Below are 19501 nucleotides of genomic sequence, written 5' to 3'. Positions count from 1 at the left end.
GGCGCATTGGCGGCAAAGGTCAGCGCGCCTGACGCCCAACGCTTTTCTTTTCTTCACAAATAATACGCCGCTCGGGTGGTAGCGAGACAACGGCTGTCGTCCCCTCGCCCAACTGGCTGCTAAGTTCCAAACGACCACCATGTAGCTCGACCAAAGCTTTGGTCAACGGAAGACCCAGCCCGGTTCCTTCGTACTTCCTGTTAAGATTCGAATCCACTTGGGTGAAAGGCTGCATGATCTGGGGGATTGAAGCAGGCGACATCCCAATACCAGTGTCCGAAATACTGAACGAAATACCGCCTTCTTTGGTGCAGCCAACCGCCAAAGTTACACTGCCCCTCTCTGGTGTGAACTTAACCGCGTTCGAAAGCAAATTGATCAGGACCTGCTTAAGCTTTCGTTCGTCCGCCCACAGACAGAGCGGCTCATCCGGCTCTTCGCATTCGAATGCGAGCCCCCGCTCCTCTATACGTTCGTTCATGATGATCATGCAGGATTTCAGCAGTAACAAGACATCAAGGCTGTCTTCATAAAGCTCAAGCTTACCGGCTTCGATCTTCGACAGATCAAGGATATCGTTGATAACCTGAAGCAAATGTCGCCCGGATTCATTGATATCCTTGGCATACCCGACATACTTTTCGGCGCCGAGTGAATCGGTGGCTCCAGCAATCATCAATTCGGAAAAGCCGTTGATTGCATTTAGCGGCGTCCTCAGTTCATGACTCATGTTGGCAAGGAACTCAGATTTCGCCCGGTTTGCAGCTTCAGCCTGTTCCTTTGCGGCACGCAACTGTTCTCCGGCGAGATGACTCGCCGTCACATCCCTGCCTGTACCGCGGTAGCCGGTAAAGCGTCCAGTCTCGTCGAAAATCGGATTTCCATTTGCCGACTGGTACGACATTTCACCGTCGGCTCTACGATAGGAAAACTCAAAGTTACGAAACGGCATATGCGACCGCAGAGCTTCTACATACTGCAGATTCGCGCCCGAATGAATCCGAACATCGCTGAAAGCGCGCCAGGTCTTACCCAACAGGGCATTAGGGGCGACCCCCGAAACCTGCTGAAAGCGCTGTGAAAAGTATGAGAAATGGAGCGTTTCATCCATTTCCCAAAACCAGTCCGATGCCGCATTGGCAAAATCTTTGAAGCGGCGTTCATTCTCCCGCCGTTCACGATGTCTAAGACTGGAAACTCGCTCCAAGAGGCCGTTTAGCGCCTCAATCATTTCTCCCAGTTCGTCACGATTGTTGTTTTCCAATGCAACATAACGATCGGCATGGTCTGGATCTTTCTGCGCAGCTACAAGCCGGCTACTGAGATCAAGCATGGGGCTTAGTACATAGCGGCCAAGCACGACGAAGGTCAGACCGGTAACCGAAAGTGAGATCAACAGAACCAGCCCTACGATCCGCAACAAAAAGGCCTTAAGCTCGATGGCGATCCAGCCTGCGTCCATACGACCAACCACAAAGTAAGGAAGTTTTACTTCCTCTGGCTTCCAAAGCACGTCGTACCATTTACCATCGGGAGACAGGCGGCGTCGGGTTGGGTTTTCCTGAGCACCTAAAAGTTCAAGATCAGGGATGACGCCGAAGCCACCAATCAAATCTCCGCTCGAACTGTAGATTGTCCCGCCGCGAAATCTCGGACCCCGGGCAAGGCCTTTCCCGGCAATCAGCAAGTTTCGGGTGTTGTCGTGTGCATGCTCGCGCAATCCGGCAATAACCGCTGTATGCCCGATGTCTTCCAAGCGGATCAGCAAATCCTGCTTATAGCTGTAATAAGAGGGAACGAGGATAGCGGCTTCAACGGCTAGAATACCAAAAAACACCATGACCGCGATGCGAACGCACAGCCGGCTGCCAAGTAGCGATCGAACCTGTCGAACTGCCTCCCGCCAATGGCTGTTTCGCTGCTGGACTTTCTCCAATTGCATGGACCGGATCATCGCCGTCTATCAAGATCACCCATCGCTGGGCCTACCTGGGATGTTACCGGAAGGTGTTTTACTGCTGGTTAACGCATTCCCGACTTACCTCAATGCGACCGGCTCATCTGGCCAAAACGCTTCACATTCCCGTGACCTGACATCAAGCGGCGTACAAATGCCCGGTTGTATCAAAGACTTCATCGCGCAAGGGTTTCACGCGAAAAGGATCTGTGACCAGCGAACTATTGGAATTCAAGTGCTTATGGAGACGCGCGTCCTTTGTTAGCACCCGCAATTAATAAGGATACGAAGTTAGTCGAAGAGAAACGACCTCCTTGCGCCACTGCTTCAAATTGCGAAGTTGGGAGTTTTTGGCAGAAGGCTCTGCAACGCGCCTTCAGCAACGGCCCTCAGTGGTTTGAGAGAGACACCGCTGCGGGCGCGAACCGTCAAACCTTGACTGAAGCTGACAAAAAGCTGCGCTAGAAGCTCGACATCTGCGTCCCGCGGCAGATCTCCAGAAAGTCGAGCCTGTTCAAAACGCCGGGCAAAGATCTCGTCCAAAGCATCCAAACACTCGACGAGCTTGGCCCTGAAGCGTGGTGAATTCTCCGCCGTATCCGCAAGCACCGTTGCAACCAGGCACCCCTTCGGCCCATCGGGACTGCAAGTCACGCTGAGTATAGCGTCAAAGAAATCAGATAGATCCGCGGAAAGCGCCTGTCCTTGCTCCAGTCGTTCCAAGCACGGCAGGATGAGATCTTCGATATAGTGGTCAATCGCCGCCAGGAAAAGCGCCTCTTTGCCACCGAACTCGTGGTATAGGCTGGAGCGCTTGATGCCCAAGGCTTCAGTCAGGTCCTCGATGGAGGCGGCATCATACCCGCGCGCCCAAAACACCTTTACGGCGCGGCTGAGCACCTCGTTTCGATCGAACGACCGCGGGCGTCCACGAGACCGACGTGCAGTCTCATTGGAGGATGTATTTCGCTGCTCCTGCATGATTATTCCATCCAGATCAATCTTTTAGCTCAAAGAGCGCGACACCCTATTTGGTAAAAAACAACAACGGCGTGACCAAAAATTGGGCAGTTTTCGGGCGCCATTGTAACGCTCCTGCCGAAATGTACCAGAAACATTACAGAATGGATGCAGGTCTGAAGCGATAACCATAGTATTCGGGCCGGAAAACACGCCGCGTGAACATTTCGCTAAATGCAGAAATAACGGAGCGCATGAGGTTATTTCATTGAGTATCTTGGCATTTTAACAACCAACAGATTTTTTTGCTTGTTACGGGAACCTTTTCGAAGGTCAGCGCATCTAATGGACATATCTGACTTGCAAGGACCCAAAAGCTATGACCGAAGTAAGATTGGACGACACCCAATCCGCGACAGGTAGCGCCATGGTCTACGCAAGAAAAGCAACCGATGAACAGTTGGCCAGAGACGCTCGCTCCGGCGAATTACATGCTTTCGAAGCTATAATGCGCCGTTACAATCAGCGGTTTTTCCGGCTCGCCCGCAGCGTAACAGCCACCGACAGCGATGCTGAAGACGCATTGCAGGACGCCTATGTCAGGGCTTTCACAAATCTAGAGAGTTTCGAGGGACGTTCGACCTTTTCCACTTGGTTGTCTCGGATCGTTTTGAACGAAGCTTTGGGTCGTACAAGGCGGGGGCAACGGGAACGAGAACAGTTTTCGCAGATTCAAGGAGATCGATTAAGCAATGATGATGTCGTTGTCCCTTTTGACCGCGATGCCCCTGAGAACCCGGAAGCTCTGGCAGAGCGTGGTCAAGTGCGGGGCTTGATCGAACAGGCGATAAACCGGTTGCCCGAGGGTTTCCGGAGCGTCTTTGTTCTACGCGTGGTCGAACAGCTTTCAATCGAAGAGACTGCAAAGATTCTGCAGATTCCGGAAGCGACCGTTAAAACGCGCACGCACCGCGCAAAGCAGCAGATGAAGGCTCAGCTTCAGGACATGATCGACGACGCGCTCGACGACACTTTCACTTTTCTCGGCAAACGCTGTGATCGCACGGTTGCACGAGTACTGGAACGCTTGACGCTCAGGGAGCGTTAGCGGAACGCCGCCCAATTAAGCCGAGGGGTAATCCGGAGCCCAGCAGGGCGGCGAATTAAGTAAACAAAACTGAATCTGAACAAGGAGGTTATTCCATGACCGGCCAACCCTTAAACACGCCTGGCCTCGTAAGCGGATACGAAAACAAATTCCAGAGTTTCTCCAGGCGCATCTTCTTTTCAAAGTCCGGGGCCACACTCCTGTCGGCGAGCGCTGTCGCCTTACTCGCAGGCTGCGACACAATTGCGGCAAACGCCGACACCGGGTCAGTGGAAGATGACATCAATATTCTCAATTCAGCAATTGGCGCCGAACTGGAGGCAATTGCCGCATACCAACTTGGGGCGGAAAGCGGTCTGCTTAGTGCCGGGGTGTTACCAATTGCTGTAAAATTCCAGGGACATCATAAAGAACATGTCGACGTCCTGGCCTCGACAGTTACAAAACTTGGCGGCACAGCGGAAACTGCAAAAGCCGACTATAACTTCCCGGTCGAGAAGCTGAAGAGCGAAGCTGACGTGCTTTCCTTTGCCGCAGAACTGGAAAAAGGTGCCGTTAGCGCATACCTGGGCGCGGTGCCGCTATTTGCAAATCGTGATCTCGCCAAAGCAGCTGCCAGCATTCTTGGCGACGAGGCCATGCACTGGGCAATTCTGCGTTCAGCTCTTGGTCAGGATCCCGTGCCGTCTGCGTTTGTTTCCTAATCTCTCTTCTACACCGAGCCCTCTATAACGCGGTCTGTCCTGACGGAAGCAAGCAAGGGGATGAATCGCTCTCCAACAGTAATACTGGAGAGGGCTCGGTCTTTTTTAGAATGCGGTAGCCCTATGTTTGAGTTCACATGCTAACAAACCGAACGAAACTGTCTGTCTGGATTGGTTCTATCCTCATGGCAATCGTCCTCCCGGCGCAAGCGGAGGACACGGTCGTTTCCGGTGATGCACTCCGCGGCGAAAGCATTTACGGCCGCTGCAAAGCCTGTCACTCTCTCAAACGCGACCGGACCGGACCACGTCACTGCGGTCTTTTTGGCCGTAAAGCTGGCAGCGTAAAGGGATTCCGTTACTCTAAGGCCATGATCAATTCAGGCATTATCTGGTCAGAGGATTCGCTCGACGCCTTTCTGACGGACACTCGAGCTTTCTTACCCAAAAACCGCATGGGCTATGCGGGGATTAAAGACGCGCAAGAACGAGCCGATTTGATTGCCTATCTGGCGCAACAAAATCGAGATCCGTCTGTCTGCAACTAGTTTTTGTTGTTACGGCCAGCGCCTTGCTCAGGAGGCCATTGCCGCGACACCTTTTGCCTCCGCTTTCACCCTGAGTCGGAGTGCATGTAGGGTCGGTTCGGTGTAACCCGACGGTACATCGCAGCCCTGAAAGATCAGATCCCGTGCCGCGTTAAATGCGTGGCCATTGCAGGCAGGCGCCATGGGAACATAGTGGGTGTCGCCTGCATTTTGAGCATCGACCACAGCCGCCATACGCTCCAGAGTTTCTTGAATCTGCTGCTTTGTACAGATCTCGTGGCGTAGCCAGTTCGCCATCAATTGGCTTGAAATCCGAAGTGTCGCACGGTCTTCCATCAATCCAACATCGTTGATATCGGGCACCTTGGAACACCCGATCCCTTGGTCGACCCAACGCACCACATAGCCCAAGATGGACTGAATGTTATTGTCCAGTTCCTCCTGGATCTCTTCTTCGCTCCAGTTCGGATCGGCAGCGAGGGGTATGGTCAGGATACCGTCCAAAGATGTGCGTGACCGTTGCTTCAGTTCTTCCTGCCGCAATCGAACGTCGACTCTGTGGTAGTGCAGTGCGTGCAGCGTCGCGGCAGTCGGTGACGGCACCCACGCGGTATTTGCGCCGGCCATTGGATGTCCGGTCTTCTGTTCCATCATGTCGGCCATCCGATCAGGCATGACCCACATGCCCTTGCCGATCTGCGCGTGTCCCTGAAGACCGCAGGCGAGGCCGACATCCACATTCCAATTTTCATAAGCGCCGAGCCAGGTAGCGGCTTTCATATCGGCCTTACGCGCCATGGGGCCTGCCTCCATTGAGGTGTGAATCTCATCGCCGGTACGATCGAGGAAGCCTGTGTTGATGAAGACCAGGCGATCCTTCACATTGCGGATGCATTCTTTCAGATTGACCGTCGTCCGTCGTTCTTCGTCCATGATCCCGATCTTCAAGGTCGCGCGTTCCAGCCCAAGCAGATCCTCGACACGCTCGAACAGCAGGTCGGCAAAGGCAACCTCCTCAGGGCCATGCATCTTTGGTTTGACGATATAAACCGACCCCTCGCGAGAGTTTCGCAAGCCGCCGCTGGCACGCAGATCGTGCATCGCAAGCAATGATGTCACAATTGCATCGAGGATCCCCTCGGGCAGTTCCCGCCCCGCAGAATCGAGAACCGCTGGTGTGGTCATCAAGTGACCGACATTGCGGATCAGCATAAGACTGCGGCCCGCCAGAACCAGCGACGAACCCGACGGCGAGAGGAATTCGCGATCTGCATTCAGCGACCGGGTGATTGTCTTGCCGCCCTTGCTGAGTTCGGCCGACAGATTCCCCTTCATCAGACCCAGCCAGTTTCGATAGACCGCCACCTTGTCCTCGCTGTCGACGGCCGCAATAGAGTCTTCACAGTCCATAATCGCCGTCAATGCGGCTTCGACCTGAATATCCGATACGCCGGCCGGATCGGACTTCCCGACAAGCGTCGTCGGATCGATACAGACTTCCAGATGGAGCCGGTTGTTGACAAGTAAGATCGATGTCGGTGAGTTGGTGTCCCCCCGGTAGCCGGCAAACTTCGACGGTGCGAGCAGACCGACGCTGGTGCCATCATTTAAATCGGCGCTTAAGGCTTCGCCGGCGACGTGATATCTGACAACTTCCTTATGCGACCGCCCACCGGAAAGTGCGGCGCTTTCGTCTAAAAAACCACGCGCATAATCGATGACTGCTCGACCGCGAACGGGGTCATACCCGGAGTGCCCAGCACCACTCTGCGCAATAACGTCCGTTCCGTACAATGCGTCGTACAGACTGCCCCAGCGCGCATTGGCAGCGTTCAACGAATAGCGTGCATTCATGAGAGGCACGACGAGCTGCGGGCCGGCAATCTGCGCAACTTCGTCATCGACATTCTGTGTCCCTACGGAAAAATCCTCGCCTTCCGGCAGCAGATAACCGATATCGGAAAGGAAAGTTCGGTATGCCGCTGGATCAATCGCTTCGTTAGATTGGTTGCGGTGCCAGGTATCGATTTCCCGCTGAATACGATCGCGCTTGTCGAGCAAAAGCCGGTTCAGCGGTACCAAATCGCGCATGATCGCACCGAAGCCGGCCCAAAATCCCGAAGCATCGAGACCAGTCCCGGGCAGGGCTTCCTGTTCGATGAACTGAACCAATTGGCGATCGATCGATAGACCATTGATAACGACGTAGTCTGACATGACTTAACCTTGGACCTAGCTTTGCAAAAAGGGGGATGGCGTGCGGACTCAATCCGAACGCTTGTTAGGCTTACAGAGATTTGCCTTTTCGTGGGAAACTTTTTCACGATGCGGCATGAAGTTATTTTTCACATATTTTTCAATTAGATAAATTCTAAATCTGCACGAAAAATCTTTCAGAGGCCTTAAGATTTACGCCTAAAGCCGTACTGATTTTTCCGTGAAAACGTCTCATATCAAGAAATAATTGAAGGACGGGAGAGCCTCAACCCGCTGCGGTGGTAACGCCGCGGGCTGAGGGCAATTCCTTTAGAATGGATTATCTTCAGACGCTCCGCGTGACTCGAAGAACTTCTTGGTGAGCGAAAATACGACAGGGCTCAAGAGCGCCAAGGCAATCAGATTGGGGATTGCCATCATGGCATTTAACGTATCTGCAAGCAGCCAGACGAAATCCAGTTTTAGAAGCGCACCGACCATAGCCGCAAGCGACCAGACTACCCGGAATGGCATAATGATTTTTACGCCGAAGAGATACTGAAGCGACCGCTCGCAATAATAGCTCCAGCCGAGAATGGTCGTGAAGGCAAAGATCGCCAGCGCAACGGCAATGACATAACCGCCGACACCGGGAAGCGCGAGATCGAAGGCAGACGAAGTAAGCGCTGCACCTGTTTCGCCACTCGTCCACGCACCGGTCACCAGGATGGCCAATGCCGTAAAGGTACAGACCACGATCGTGTCAATGAACGTTCCAAGCATAGCTACCAACCCTTGACTGACAGGACCTTTGGTCTGGGCAGCGGCATGCGCGATCGGTGCGGAACCGAGACCGGCTTCGTTCGAAAAGACGCCGCGGGCGACACCGAAACGGATGGCCGCCCAAACTGCCGCACCGGCAAATCCGCCCGTTGCAGCCGCTGGCGAAAAGGCATGCGAAAAGATGAGGCCAAAAGCATCGGGAATGGCACCGGCATTTATGATCAGAACCAACGACCCCGCCGCGATGTAGGCAACAGCCATGATGGGAACCAGCTTACCGGCAACGGTGGAGATACGTTGAATGCCACCCAGAAGGACCGCGCCAACGAGCACGACCAACACGATACCGGTCAGCCACTCAGGGATTGAAAAGCTGGTTTCAAGCGCATTGGCGATCGAGTTGGACTGGACCATGTTACCAATGCCAAAGCCGGCGATACCGGCAAAGAGAGCAAATGCAATCGCGAGCCACTTCCATTTCGCGCCCAGGCCATTTTGGATGTAGTACATCGGCCCGCCGACAAACTTGCCGCGTTCGTCTTCCTCACGATAATGAACCGCACAAACGGCTTCGGCATACTTGGTCGCCATGCCGACCAACGCCGTCATCCACATCCAGAAGACTGCGCCAGGGCCGCCGAGAAAAATTGCCGTCGCCACACCGGCGATATTTCCGGTCCCGATTGTTGCAGACAGCGACGTCATCAGTGCGTTGAAGGGGCTGATTTCACCTTCACCACCGGGAATCCGGCCGCGCCATAACAGGCCAAATCCAAAGGGAATACGGAGAATGGGCATCAGTCTCAGGCCCATCATTAGAAAAAAACCAACACCCAGGATCAGGACCAGCATGGGAACGCCCCATACCACCCCGTTCAGCCAGCCTACGGCTTCAGTAATTGCTTCCACGATTTCCTCCCAAATGCCCTACGGGTTAGTTCACGACGACCGGTAGGGCGTGTTGAACGACGTTGGCGAAAACTTCTGGGAACTGTGGTATTCGATGAGATCAATCACAGACAGGCCCAGACTTTCGTCTACGACCCCATCTGTCATTGACCTGAGAGATGCGGGCCGGAACAGCCCTTACTCCGTCGGTGACGCCGCGCGAAAAGACGCACGGGTACTTTCCAGATTACCTTAAAGCCGGGCCCAGTTCGGTTGCCTGAGAGTTTCCGGGGCGGTTGCTCCTTCGGCGCCGTTTCATAGAAAACGAACTCTCCCGGTGCCCAGCCTTTAGGCATGACTGCCCAAAGAAGGTGCAGTTGCTTAACAAATCGGAAACAAGGATTCAACCCAACAGATCAACGTTAACGTCTAAGTGATATCGCCGAAGCAGCTGAAGTCTAGTTAGATTGCGAAGTAAATTACGCAAAATCAATTACCTGCCACAACTTTAGTCAAATATTGCCCTTCACTCCAACCGACCAAGAATATTTCCTCGCAGGAAAAATTTTCTCCACATACGTTAGCCAGGAGTTAACCAAAACCGCTGTATAGTTGTATCGGTTTTTCTTCCTCTGATTAGCAAAGCCTACTGGAACAACGACATGACCGTTTCCAACGCAAATCCGGACGCAGAGCCCAATCAAGGCTTTCGCGACATTTCGCAATTCGAGCTGCTGAAGGCGCTACAGAGCTTTTTGGAGAACGATTTCTCGAGCCTGCCGCAAGGCGATGGCCCGCTCGCACAGGCCCTATCGGATGTCGCGGCGAAGATACGGGGCTCTTCTGCGCAAACACTCGACGAACCATCATCGGTTCGACAGACCTCTATGGCGCGCGGTACCTACAAATTGGTCCAGCATGTCGCCCACCTACAAAGCCAGGCAGAGGGTGCAGGAAATCTCCAGGAGTACTTCAACAAAGAAATCGACGGCAGCTCTCAGAAACTGCGCCTTGCTCTCGATGCCACCAGCCAACAGGTTGGTCAAAGCACGACAACATCGGCTGCCTTGAGAGATCAAGCGAATGGTCAGATCGCGGGCGCTTCGCAGCAAATTTTCGAAGACCTTCAGAAAATTGGTGAGGAACTGAAGGAAAAAGCAGAGGGCACCGCCCAGGTGCTTCAGGGAATTCAGGATATCGGTAAAGGTGTTCGCTTGCTGTCGCTGAATGCAACGATCGAGGCCAACCGCGCTGGCGAACACGGCCTCGGTTTCGCGGTGGTCGCCCAGGAAGTACGCGATCTGGCGCAGAGAACCATGGAACGCGCAAAAGAAGCCGGCGAATTGATCGATCTTTCCGATATCTCGACTTTGCTTGAATCCACAACGGCCAGAGCCGGAGAAGCCCTCGATGGCCTGGGCAGCGATATCGGCAATGCGTTAGAGCGCCTGCAGGCGCTTTTCGTCGAGATGGCCGAGCATCTGAAGGAAATAGAGGAACACAATCAGTTTGTGACTGCAGTTCTCGAAGGCAGCAACGACGCTTCGAAACGCTCATTGGCCAAGATCCAATGGGCACGCAGCGACCTCGACGATCTGTCCAAGGTGCTCGGCGGCCATCGGAATGACGCGGATGGGCAACGCGAGATGAACCGCCTCCTCGCCAACAATCACATCACCACAGATGTCGCCTTCGATCGCCTCGACGCGATCAAACGCGAGGGCAAGCTCAGGGTTGCGATAGAACCCTCCTTCGTCGGCCTTTCCTTCAGAAGCAAGCCTCAAGACCCTTTGAGTGGAATGGACGCCGACTATGCCCGCGCCTTCGCCAAATGGCTTGGTGTTGACTGCGAATTCATTGAGCAGCCGTGGGACATCGTTACGGAACTTTTGTTTGCCGGCCCCAATCCGGGACAGCCCAAGGCAGATGTGGTATGGAGCGCGCTGCCGCCGAACGAAACCTATGGCAATATCGCCTACTCAGAGACCTACACCTACCTGCCGTTCGTTCTGGCGCGCGCGGCCGGAAACGACGGGATCAAGGATCTGCAGGATCTTGATGGAAAGTCACTCGGGATTATCAACGATCCAGGTGCGTTCGCGGTGCTCCAGGATGCGGGCGTCCGCTGGGCCGACAATGAGTCCGAACCCGGCGGTCGCGCCAAACTCAGCAACCTCGTCGCCTACACAGACCAATCGAAAATCCACGACTGTCTTGTGGAAGGTGTCGTCGATGCCTTCGCGGTCGACCTTCCGATCTACTATTGGGCCTGCAACGATCCTGCCAGTCCCTGGAACGGCAAGATCGAGATCATTTCCGGCAATCTGGCGCCGGTGCCATATTACTATGCGGTGGCAGTGGCGGCAGAGCCGTCATCTTATCGGCTGCTCTCCGCCATCAACCAGTTCGTCGCCTGGTTCCAGACGCAGCCCGAGCGCGAAACTCTCGAACGGAAATGGCAGGGCGAAGTACTGGACCACACGATCAGCTTCCGGGACGAACCCGGCGACCTCATGGGTGAAGCCGCACTCGAAAGGCTGTTCCAAGAGCATTGTCAGCGCCACTGCTTGAGCATGGAAGTACAGACGGCCGCTTGACGCCAATTGAGCGAGAAGATAGTGCGAGCTCTGTTATAAGCCCGCACGTAGCCTTGACGCTCCTATACGTCGATCGCGTTGTGCCGTTCCCATTCCGAGAAGTGGTGCATGTAGTCGTTCCACTCGGCGAACTTCATCTTCGCGTAAGCGTCGCAGAATTCCTTGCCGAGCATCTCGGGAAGCACCTTGCTTTTCTCGAAATAACGAATGGCGTCGAGCATATTAAGCGGCAGCTGGGGCGCATTCTTGACCTTGTGCCCTTCGGCATACATGTCGATATCCAGCCGCTTGCCGGGATCGATTTTATTATCGATGCCGTGCAGGCCCGCCGAAATCAAACTGGCCTGCAGCAGGTAAGGATTGGCCGCACCGTCGGCTAACCGCACCTCAATGCGATTGTTGTCGGGAATGCGGATCATGTGGGACCGATTATTGCCGCCGTAGGTTACAGTGTTCGGTGCCCAGGTGGCACCCGAAGTGGTCCGTGGCGCGTTGATCCGCTTGTAACTGTTCACCACCGGATTGGTGATCAAAGTCATGGCTTCGGCATTTTTGAGCAGGCCGCCGATGAAATTGTAGGCTAGGTCCGAAAGACCGAGCTCACCCTTAGGGTCTTCCATCAGGTTCTTTTTACCCGATGTATTCCAAACCGAGATGTGCGCATGGCAGCCATTGCCGGTCAGATGCGCCATGGGCTTGGGCATGAAGGTCGCGCGCAGGCCATGCTTCTCCGCCAAGGTCTTGACCATGAACTTAAAAAAGGTGTGCCGGTCAGCGGTTGTGAGGGCTTCGGTATAGTCCCAATTCATCTCGAACTGGCCGTTGGCGTCCTCGTGGTCGTTCTGATAAGGACCCCAGCCCAGCGCCAGCATGTTGTCGCAGATCTCGGTGATCAGGTCGTAGCGCCGCATCAGCGCCTGCTGATCATAGCAAGGTTTGGACAGCGTATCGTATTCGTCCGCCAGGTTTTGCCCATCTTGTGTCAGCAGAAAATACTCACATTCGACCCCGGAATAGACCGAGAGCTTTCTCGCCTTCGCCTTGGCCAGCACCTGCTTTAGAACGTAGCGCGGGCCGTGCTCCACCGCCTTGCCACTGAGGTAAACATCACTGGGCAACCACGCAACTTCGGGCTTCCAGGGTAGCTGGATCATGTGGTCCGCATCGGGCATTCCGAACATGTCCGCATCTGCCGGTGACATATCCAGATAGGCTGCGAATCCGGCAAATCCAGCGCCGTTTTTCTGCATGTCGGCTATGGCTTGCGCCGGCGCCAGCTTTGAACGCACAACCCCGAAGAGATCGGTAAAGCTGATCAGAAAGTATTTAATCCCCTTGGCCTTGGCCACCTTTGCCAGATCTTGAGCCACGTTAGCCTCTCTTTCTCGTTCTTGTTATTGCCCCCACATCGCGCGCCCGGCCCTTCGGCTCTTGAGTTGCTATTCTTGTCTACAGGCGCTGCTTTGCAGCTTAATGTCAGAATCTGATCGTTTCACTTGCTTTCGAAATAGAGCGTGAACCGGCTATTGCTTAGTTTCCCTTTAGTCCCTTCCCGGAATCCAGCTCGTTCCCGCCAGCGGCACCCCGGCCATGGCAGCAGCCTCGACGCTCAATGCGACGAGATCTTCCGGTTCCATGTTATGTACGTGGCTCTTGCCGTTCGCACGGGCCAGTGTCTGGGTCTCTAGCGTCAACACCCGCAGGTAGTTCGCCAGACGCCGCCCGGCTTTCACCGGATCGAGGCGGCTGGAGAGTTCCGGGCTCTGCGTGGTGATGCCGGCCGGATCGCTGCCGTCCTGATAATCTTCCCAGAAACCGGCGCGGGTGCCGAGTTTTTTGTAATCTTCCTCAAACGCCGGATCATTGTCACCCAGCGCGATCAGCGCAGCCGTGCCGATCGAAACCGCGTCCGCGCCCAGTGCCAGTGCCTTGGCAACATCGGCGCCGGAGCGGATACCACCACCGACAATCAGCTGCACTTTGCGGTGCATGTCCAGATCCTTCAGCGCCTGAACGGCCTGGGGAATCGCGGCCAACGTCGGTTGGCCCACATGTTCGATGAAGACATCCTGCGTGGCCGCCGTGCCACCCTGCATGCCGTCCATCACCACAACATCCGCGCCCGCCTTCACCGCGAGAGCCGTATCGTAGTACGGACGCGCTGCTCCGCACTTGATATAGATTGGCTTTTCCCAGTTGGTGATCTCGCGTAGTTCGAGAATCTTAATCGCCAGGTCGTCCGGCCCGGTCCAATCCGGATGCCGGCACGCCGAGCGCTGATCGATCCCTTCAGGCAGCGTGCGCATCTCGGCAACCCGCTCGGTGATTTTTTGTCCCAGCAGCATGCCGCCACCGCCGGGCTTGGCGCCCTGTCCCACCACAATTTCGATAGCGTCCGCCTTGCGCAGGTCGTTCGGATTCATGCCATATCGCGAGGGCAGATACTGATAGACGAGCTGCGTGGAGTGTCCGCGTTCCTCCGGCGTCATGCCGCCATCACCGGTGGTCGTGGAGGTACCCAATTCCGACGCTCCTCGTCCCAGCGCTTCCTTGGCATTAGCGGAGAGAGAGCCGAAAGACATTCCGGCAATGGTGATCGGTATCTTCAACTCGATCGGCTTCTTGGCGTAACGAGCGCCCAGCGTAACGCTGGTGTCGCACTTCTCGCGGTACCCCTCCAGTGGATAGCGGGACATTGAGGCACCCAGAAAGACAAGGTCATCAAGAGTAGGAACCTGCCGCTTCGCGCCGAAGCCGCGGATCCGGTAAAGCCCGGTCTGCGCCGCACGGCGAATCTCGGCGATGGTGTTGCGATCAAAGGAATGGGATTCCTTCAGACTCCAGTTCATATCGTCCATGGCTTGAGATTCCTAGTAAGCGTCGACGTTGTCGGGCTTGAAGTTGTAGAGTGCGCGCGCCGAGCCGTAACGTTTGAATTCGGAAACATCGACGTCGGAGCAGCCGGCTTTCTCCAGAAGGACGCGCAGCTTTTCATGATGCTCGGCACGCATCTCCTTTTCGATACAGTCGGCACCCAGGTTGTCTGCACTTCCGCGGACATAGATCTGCGCCTCATAGAGCGAATCGCCCAAGGCATCCCCTGCATCACCCAGCACAACAAGTGTGCCGGCCTGGGCCATGAACATGCTCATGTGGCCCACATTGCCCTTGACCACGATGTCGCCGCCTTTGAGCGAAATGCCGCAGCGCGCGGCAGCGTTGCCTTCGATCACCAGCAGGCCGCCATGTGCCGTCGCGCCTGCCGACTGACTGACGTCGCCGGTCACCCGGACTTCGCCCGACATCATGTTCTCGGCCACGCCCTGACCGGCATTGCCGTTGATCACAACCTTGGCCTTCTGATTCATGCCGGCACAGTAGTAGCCGGTGTGTCCCTCGACTTCGACCTCGATCTCGTTATCGAGACCGCAGGCCAAGGCATGGGCGCCGCGTGGATTGATAATTCGGAAAAAACCGTTTGCCGAAGCACCATCCCCCTGGAGCCGGGCATTCACATCGCGCAATTCAGTCAGCGCGAGGTCGAGCACCTCAATGTTTTCCCCCGATGCCATCAGGCCCGCCCTCCCCAGCTGTAGACCACGGCCGGCTCCGGCTCCCAAACCTTCGCCGACTCTATGCCCGGCAGGTCGACAAGAGCACGATATTCGGATGCAAAAGCCACGTAATCATCAGTCTCCGCCAAGACCGCAGGTTTGCAGGCAATGGGATCACGCAAGACCGCAAAACCGTCGCGTGTCCCAACGACGAAGGTGTAAAAACCGTCCAGATCTTTGATGCTGTCTTCAAGGGCCTCGTGCAGCGTGCGGCCCGAATTCATCTTGTCGGAGACGTAGGCTGCGGCAACCTCAGTATCGTTCTGGGTCTTGAATTCTATGCCGCGATGCGCAGCAAGATGCTCGCGCAAGCGATTATGGTTCGACAGCGACCCGTTATGAACGAGACAAAGGTCCAGCCCGGTCGAGAAAGGATGAGATCCTGCCGTGGTTACAGCGCTTTCAGTCGCCATGCGGGTATGACCAACGGCATGGCTGCCTTTCATATCCTTCAGGCTGAATTTCTCGGCCACCTCTTCGGGTAAGCCGGTTTCCTTGTAAATTTCGATCGTCGTCCCGGCACTCATCACCTGCAACGCAGGGTCATAAGCCTCGATAACCGCTTCGATGGTATCGGAGTCTCCATTTGCGATCAGCACGTGATGCGAACCGTTAGGGTGGTGGGCGATGGACAAGTTCAGATCGCTTCCAACGGCATCCGCAAGCGCATCCCAATCAAATTCTTCGTCGGGGTGGAACGCGGTAATCTTCACCTGCCCGTCTGCAGCGGGTTCATGGTAAACTGCAACACCCGCGCTATCAGGACCGCGGTCGGTCATCTCGATCAGCATAGGCGTAAACATCTCGCCGAGCCGGTCCTTGAGACTGCTGGATTTTAAGTACAAGCCGACGATGCCACACATTCCGGTCACCTCTCCGATTTCTGAAGGCGAAAACAATCCTCAAAAGAAAATTATTTTCACCAGAAGAAAACGTCAAGGTAAATTACCGCACGCTTTGCGGTTTTTCCTCCGAAAAGGCCATCTCATAGTGCTCCTGCTGCAATCGGGCTGCCGTAACGGCATTGCGCAGCAGGGTCGCGACCGTTACCGGGCCGACGCCGCCTGGCACAGGCGTGATCCAACCTGCGACTTCCGCGCAGCTGTCGAAGTCGGCATCACCGACCACTTTCGGGCCATCGGGCGTCTCGATCTGATTGATGCCGATGTCGATGACCGCCGCACCGGGCTTAATCATATCGCCCGTTACCAGGCCGGGTTTGCCCACTGCAACGAACACGGCATCGGCTTGGCGCGAATGCACCGCCACATTGCGCGTCATATGGTGACAGACATTAACGGTCGCCCCTTCCGCCATCAGCAGGAAGGCGATAGGCTTGCCGACGATCGCCGAGTGACCAATAACGGTCACCTCCAGACCTTCAAGTTGCAACGGCGTCTGCTTGAGCATTTCAACAGCCGCAACGGCAGTACAGGGCCCCATTCGCAGATCGTTATAGACAATGTCGCCGATATTTGAGGGATGCATGCCCTCCAGATCCTTCAGCGGATGAACGGCACGCTGGATATCACGGACTTGGATATGATCGGGCATGGGTCGCTGAATGATCACACCGGTAATGCGTGGATCGACGTTCAAGCCTTGCACGATACCCAGAAGTTCTTCTGCGCCGATATCAGCCGGATAAGTCCTAGGCTCAAAGGCCATCCCCACTTTTTCAGCTGCCCGGCGCTGGTTGCGGACATAGATGTGGGCGGCATCTTCGTCTCCAACGCAGATGGAAACGAGCTTGGGTGCCCAACCACCTTTCTTCAATAGACCGACGTCTGCGGCAATGGCCTCCCGCATACGGGCAGCAATACCCCGACCGTCAAGCAGCTTGTGTTCGATCTCACTCTTCATAAAAAAATACCTATCCCCCGCCCAGGCGCTCATTCAACAAATAAAGCGCGTTCGATCCCTGTCCCACGACAAGCACAAGGAAAAAACCGCCCTCTCCAAGGTCTCCAGGAAAGGGCGGCTAAAGACTGCCTATCAAAGTAAGACCGAGATCTTAAGAAACCGGTCTTGTACCGGGCAGCAGGGAAATCACCTGTGCATTTGCTCCAGGCCTTTAGAACAGACCTTCGATCAAACCATCATCGTTAAGCCGGATGGCTTCGGCGCTGGGCACGCGCGGGAGCCCTGGCATGGTCATGATCTCACCCGTCACCACGACGATGAAGCCCGCACCGGCAGAAAGCCTGACTTCCCGCACCGGAACCGAATGACCCGTCGGCGCACCGCGCAGATTCGGATCAGTCGAAAAGCTGTACTGGGTCTTAGCCATACAGACCGGCAAATTACCGAAGCCCTGTTCTTCCCAGCTGCGGAGCTGGTCCCGGATTTTCTTGTCGGCCATCACCTCTCCAGCACGATAGATGCGCTTGGCAATGGTCTCGATCTTTTCGAATAAAGACATGTCGTCGGGATAGAGTGGCGCAAACTGCGCCGAGCCGCTATCCAGCATTTCCACGACCCGCTCGGCCAACTCCGTAGTGCCTTCGGAGCCTTTAGCCCAATGCTGACAGAGAATGGCTTCCGCGCCCTGCGACGCGACATACTCTTTGATCGCATCCACTTCGGCGTCGGTATCGGTCACAAAATGGTTGATCGCTACGACGGCCGGAACACCAAACTGCTTCACGTTTTCGATGTGGCGTCCAAGATTGGCACAGCCGCGTTTCAGGGCTTCGACATTTTCATTGCCCAGATCGTCCTTTGAGACTCCGCCGTTCATCTTGAGCGCACGGATCGTCGCGACGATGACGACGGCTTCGGGATTCAAGCCAGCTTTGCGGCATTTGATATCAAAGAATTTTTCTGCGCCCAAGTCGGCACCGAAACCAGCCTCCGTCACCACATAGTCTGCGAGCTTCAGTGCCGTCTTGGTGGCGATGACCGAGTTGCAGCCATGTGCAATGTTCGCAAAGGGACCGCCGTGAATGAAGGCCGGATTATTCTCCAGAGTTTGCACTAAGTTTGGCTGCATAGCCTGCTGCAAGAGCACCGTCATAGCCCCGTCGGCTTTGATGTCGCGGCAGAAGACCGGCGTGCGATCACGCCGGTAACCGACGATGATATCTCCGAGACGGCGCTCCAAATCGTCGAGATCATCGGCAAGGCAGAGAATCGCCATGATTTCAGAGGCGACGGTAATATCGAAGCCGGTCTCCCGGGGGAATCCATTGGCCACGCCACCGAGGTTACAGACAATCTGCCTTAGAGCGCGGTCGTTCATATCCAGAATGCGCTTCCAGGCAATGCGTCGAATGTCAATCTCCTGCGCATTCCCCCAATAGATATGATTGTCGATCATGGCGCTCAGCAGATTGTGCGCCGAGGTAATGGCATGAAAGTCACCAGTAAAGTGAAGGTTGATGTCTTCCATTGGAACGACCTGGGCATAACCGCCGCCGGCTGCGCCACCCTTCATGCCGAAGCACGGCCCCAGTGAAGGTTCGCGAAGGCAGATTGCGGCCTTCTTGCCAATCTTGTTTAACCCATCTCCCAGTCCTACCGTCGTGGTCGTCTTGCCTTCACCCGCTGGCGTGGGGTTGATCGCAGTGACCAGGATCAGCTTACCGTTGGGCCGGTCGCTCAGTGATTTGATGAACTCACCGGAGACCTTTGCCTTGTCATGGCCAAAAGGCAGGAGGTGATCGCTGGCAATGCCAAGCTTTTCGCCAATTTCCTGGATCGGCTGTTTGCTTGCCTTGCGGGCAATCTCAATATCGGTCGTCATGTTAAAAACGCTCCCTGATTTTCAAGAGCCCTGTACCAAACGCCACAGATACAAAATTTGCTTGGCCGGAGTGAGCTCCAATGCGTGCATTCCCTTAGCCGCCGGTTTATTGATCCATCGTCCGGGTTGTCAACTGCCCCTAATAGCGAAGCCAACACGATCCCTTTCGGCCAATCCCTCGACTGCCGCCATACAAGCCGTTCAAAAATTTAAATTTTTTAGCCCAACCTTTAACGACGTAGGGCCATTGAATATCGTGGGGCAATCGGGAGGCATACTTACTTCACTCGATTTAATACCCAATATTAGGCCGATTGATTGCGCATCTGATAGCTTCGCGCAGAAGCCTCGGGTCAGCGCGCCACTACGGGAAGAAACGCAAGAATCCGCCAGCCTTGAGG

General features: G+C 55.3%; 14 protein-coding genes and 1 riboswitch. Of the genes, 4 read left to right on the top strand and 10 right to left on the bottom strand.

Annotated elements, in window-relative coordinates:
- Positions 1-19: 19 nt before the first annotated feature.
- Positions 20-1942 carry a PAS domain-containing hybrid sensor histidine kinase/response regulator gene (locus QMZ18_RS11255; protein WP_282606394.1) on the bottom strand — a complete coding sequence of 641 codons (1923 nt, stop codon included), beginning with the start codon at positions 1940-1942 and terminating at the stop codon, positions 20-22.
- Between the two features lie 342 nt (positions 1943-2284).
- Complete coding sequence (locus QMZ18_RS11250; protein ID WP_282606393.1) at positions 2285-2938, bottom strand: TetR/AcrR family transcriptional regulator; 654 nt, start codon at positions 2936-2938, stop codon at positions 2285-2287.
- A 358-nt stretch (positions 2939-3296) separates the two neighbouring features.
- Between QMZ18_RS11250 and QMZ18_RS11245 the strand changes: the two genes are divergently transcribed.
- The 3 genes from QMZ18_RS11245 to QMZ18_RS11235 all read left to right on the top strand — a co-directional run bounded on the left by QMZ18_RS11245 (position 3297) and on the right by QMZ18_RS11235 (position 5277).
- A complete protein-coding gene (locus QMZ18_RS11245; RefSeq protein WP_282606392.1) occupies positions 3297-4025 on the top strand; it encodes an RNA polymerase sigma factor in 729 nt (242 codons plus the stop codon).
- Between the two features lie 269 nt (positions 4026-4294).
- Entirely contained in the window at positions 4295-4729 is a 435-nt protein-coding gene (locus QMZ18_RS11240) for a ferritin-like domain-containing protein (protein WP_282606391.1), read from the top strand.
- Between the two features lie 185 nt (positions 4730-4914).
- The gene (locus tag QMZ18_RS11235; RefSeq protein WP_282606390.1) at positions 4915-5277 is read left to right on the top strand and encodes a cytochrome c family protein; all 363 of its coding nucleotides are present in this window, start codon (positions 4915-4917) and stop codon (positions 5275-5277) included.
- 27 nt (positions 5278-5304) lie between these two features.
- On the opposite strand, the gene QMZ18_RS11230 is transcribed toward QMZ18_RS11235, so the two are convergent.
- Together QMZ18_RS11230 and QMZ18_RS11225 are read right to left on the bottom strand one after the other, a co-directional pair.
- The gene (locus QMZ18_RS11230; protein WP_282606389.1) at positions 5305-7494 is read right to left on the bottom strand and encodes a malate synthase G; all 2190 of its coding nucleotides are present in this window, start codon (positions 7492-7494) and stop codon (positions 5305-5307) included.
- Between the two features lie 309 nt (positions 7495-7803).
- Positions 7804-9165 carry a sodium:alanine symporter family protein gene (locus QMZ18_RS11225; RefSeq protein WP_282606388.1) on the bottom strand — a complete coding sequence of 454 codons (1362 nt, stop codon included), beginning with the start codon at positions 9163-9165 and terminating at the stop codon, positions 7804-7806.
- A gap of 234 nt (positions 9166-9399) precedes the next feature.
- A riboswitch (glycine riboswitch) is annotated at positions 9400-9492 on the bottom strand.
- Positions 9493-9806: 314 nt separating this feature from the next.
- On the opposite strand from QMZ18_RS11225, the gene QMZ18_RS11220 reads away from it, so the two are divergent.
- Positions 9807-11741, top strand: coding sequence for a methyl-accepting chemotaxis protein (locus tag QMZ18_RS11220; RefSeq protein WP_282606387.1), 1935 nt, complete (start codon positions 9807-9809; stop codon positions 11739-11741).
- 62 nt (positions 11742-11803) lie between these two features.
- On the opposite strand, the gene glnT is transcribed toward QMZ18_RS11220, so the two are convergent.
- The 6 genes from glnT to QMZ18_RS11190 form a co-directional block, all read right to left on the bottom strand.
- On the bottom strand, positions 11804-13111 hold the full coding sequence (glnT, locus tag QMZ18_RS11215; RefSeq protein WP_282606386.1) for a type III glutamate--ammonia ligase: 1308 nt from the start codon (positions 13109-13111) through the stop codon (positions 11804-11806).
- Positions 13112-13282: 171 nt separating this feature from the next.
- Positions 13283-14599 carry an FMN-binding glutamate synthase family protein gene (locus QMZ18_RS11210; RefSeq protein WP_282606385.1) on the bottom strand — a complete coding sequence of 439 codons (1317 nt, stop codon included), beginning with the start codon at positions 14597-14599 and terminating at the stop codon, positions 13283-13285.
- Positions 14600-14611: 12 nt separating this feature from the next.
- Entirely contained in the window at positions 14612-15313 is a 702-nt protein-coding gene (locus tag QMZ18_RS11205) for a protein GlxC (RefSeq protein WP_282606384.1), read from the bottom strand.
- The gene (locus tag QMZ18_RS11200; protein WP_282606383.1) at positions 15313-16218 is read right to left on the bottom strand and encodes a glutamine amidotransferase family protein; all 906 of its coding nucleotides are present in this window, start codon (positions 16216-16218) and stop codon (positions 15313-15315) included. The genes QMZ18_RS11205 and QMZ18_RS11200 overlap by 1 nt, the downstream gene beginning before the upstream one ends.
- Positions 16219-16300: 82 nt before the next feature.
- A complete protein-coding gene (locus QMZ18_RS11195; protein WP_282606382.1) occupies positions 16301-17218 on the bottom strand; it encodes a bifunctional 5,10-methylenetetrahydrofolate dehydrogenase/5,10-methenyltetrahydrofolate cyclohydrolase in 918 nt (305 codons plus the stop codon).
- 211 nt (positions 17219-17429) lie between these two features.
- Positions 17430-19100: a formate--tetrahydrofolate ligase gene (locus QMZ18_RS11190; RefSeq protein WP_282606381.1), complete on the bottom strand. Its 1671-nt coding sequence runs from the start codon at positions 19098-19100 to the stop codon at positions 17430-17432.
- Positions 19101-19501: the final 401 nt, after the last annotated feature.

Source organism: Pelagibius sp. Alg239-R121, assembly GCF_947331435.1.
In the GTDB taxonomy this organism is placed as follows: Bacteria; Pseudomonadota; Alphaproteobacteria; order Kiloniellales; family Kiloniellaceae; genus Denitrobaculum.
Note: the sequence above shows the minus strand (reverse complement) of the source record. Positions and strands in the feature narration are given on the sequence as shown.

What these genes read in the sequence shown, in the direction of transcription:
- QMZ18_RS11255 (WP_282606394.1), bottom strand. Translation starts at nt 1,942, where the DNA reads ATGCAATTGGAGAAAGTCCAGCAGCGAAACAGCCATTGGCGGGAGGCA.
- QMZ18_RS11210 (WP_282606385.1), bottom strand. Translation starts at nt 14,599, where the DNA reads ATGGACGATATGAACTGGAGTCTGAAGGAATCCCATTCCTTTGATCGC.
- QMZ18_RS11195 (WP_282606382.1), bottom strand. Translation starts at nt 17,218, where the DNA reads ATGAAGAGTGAGATCGAACACAAGCTGCTTGACGGTCGGGGTATTGCT.
- QMZ18_RS11245 (WP_282606392.1), top strand. Translation starts at nt 3,297, where the DNA reads ATGACCGAAGTAAGATTGGACGACACCCAATCCGCGACAGGTAGCGCC.
- QMZ18_RS11205 (WP_282606384.1), bottom strand. Translation starts at nt 15,313, where the DNA reads ATGGCATCGGGGGAAAACATTGAGGTGCTCGACCTCGCGCTGACTGAA.
- QMZ18_RS11220 (WP_282606387.1), top strand. Translation starts at nt 9,807, where the DNA reads ATGACCGTTTCCAACGCAAATCCGGACGCAGAGCCCAATCAAGGCTTT.
- QMZ18_RS11190 (WP_282606381.1), bottom strand. Translation starts at nt 19,100, where the DNA reads ATGACGACCGATATTGAGATTGCCCGCAAGGCAAGCAAACAGCCGATC.
- QMZ18_RS11250 (WP_282606393.1), bottom strand. Translation starts at nt 2,938, where the DNA reads ATGCAGGAGCAGCGAAATACATCCTCCAATGAGACTGCACGTCGGTCT.
- QMZ18_RS11200 (WP_282606383.1), bottom strand. Translation starts at nt 16,218, where the DNA reads ATGTGTGGCATCGTCGGCTTGTACTTAAAATCCAGCAGTCTCAAGGAC.
- QMZ18_RS11235 (WP_282606390.1), top strand. Translation starts at nt 4,915, where the DNA reads ATGGCAATCGTCCTCCCGGCGCAAGCGGAGGACACGGTCGTTTCCGGT.
- QMZ18_RS11230 (WP_282606389.1), bottom strand. Translation starts at nt 7,494, where the DNA reads ATGTCAGACTACGTCGTTATCAATGGTCTATCGATCGATCGCCAATTG.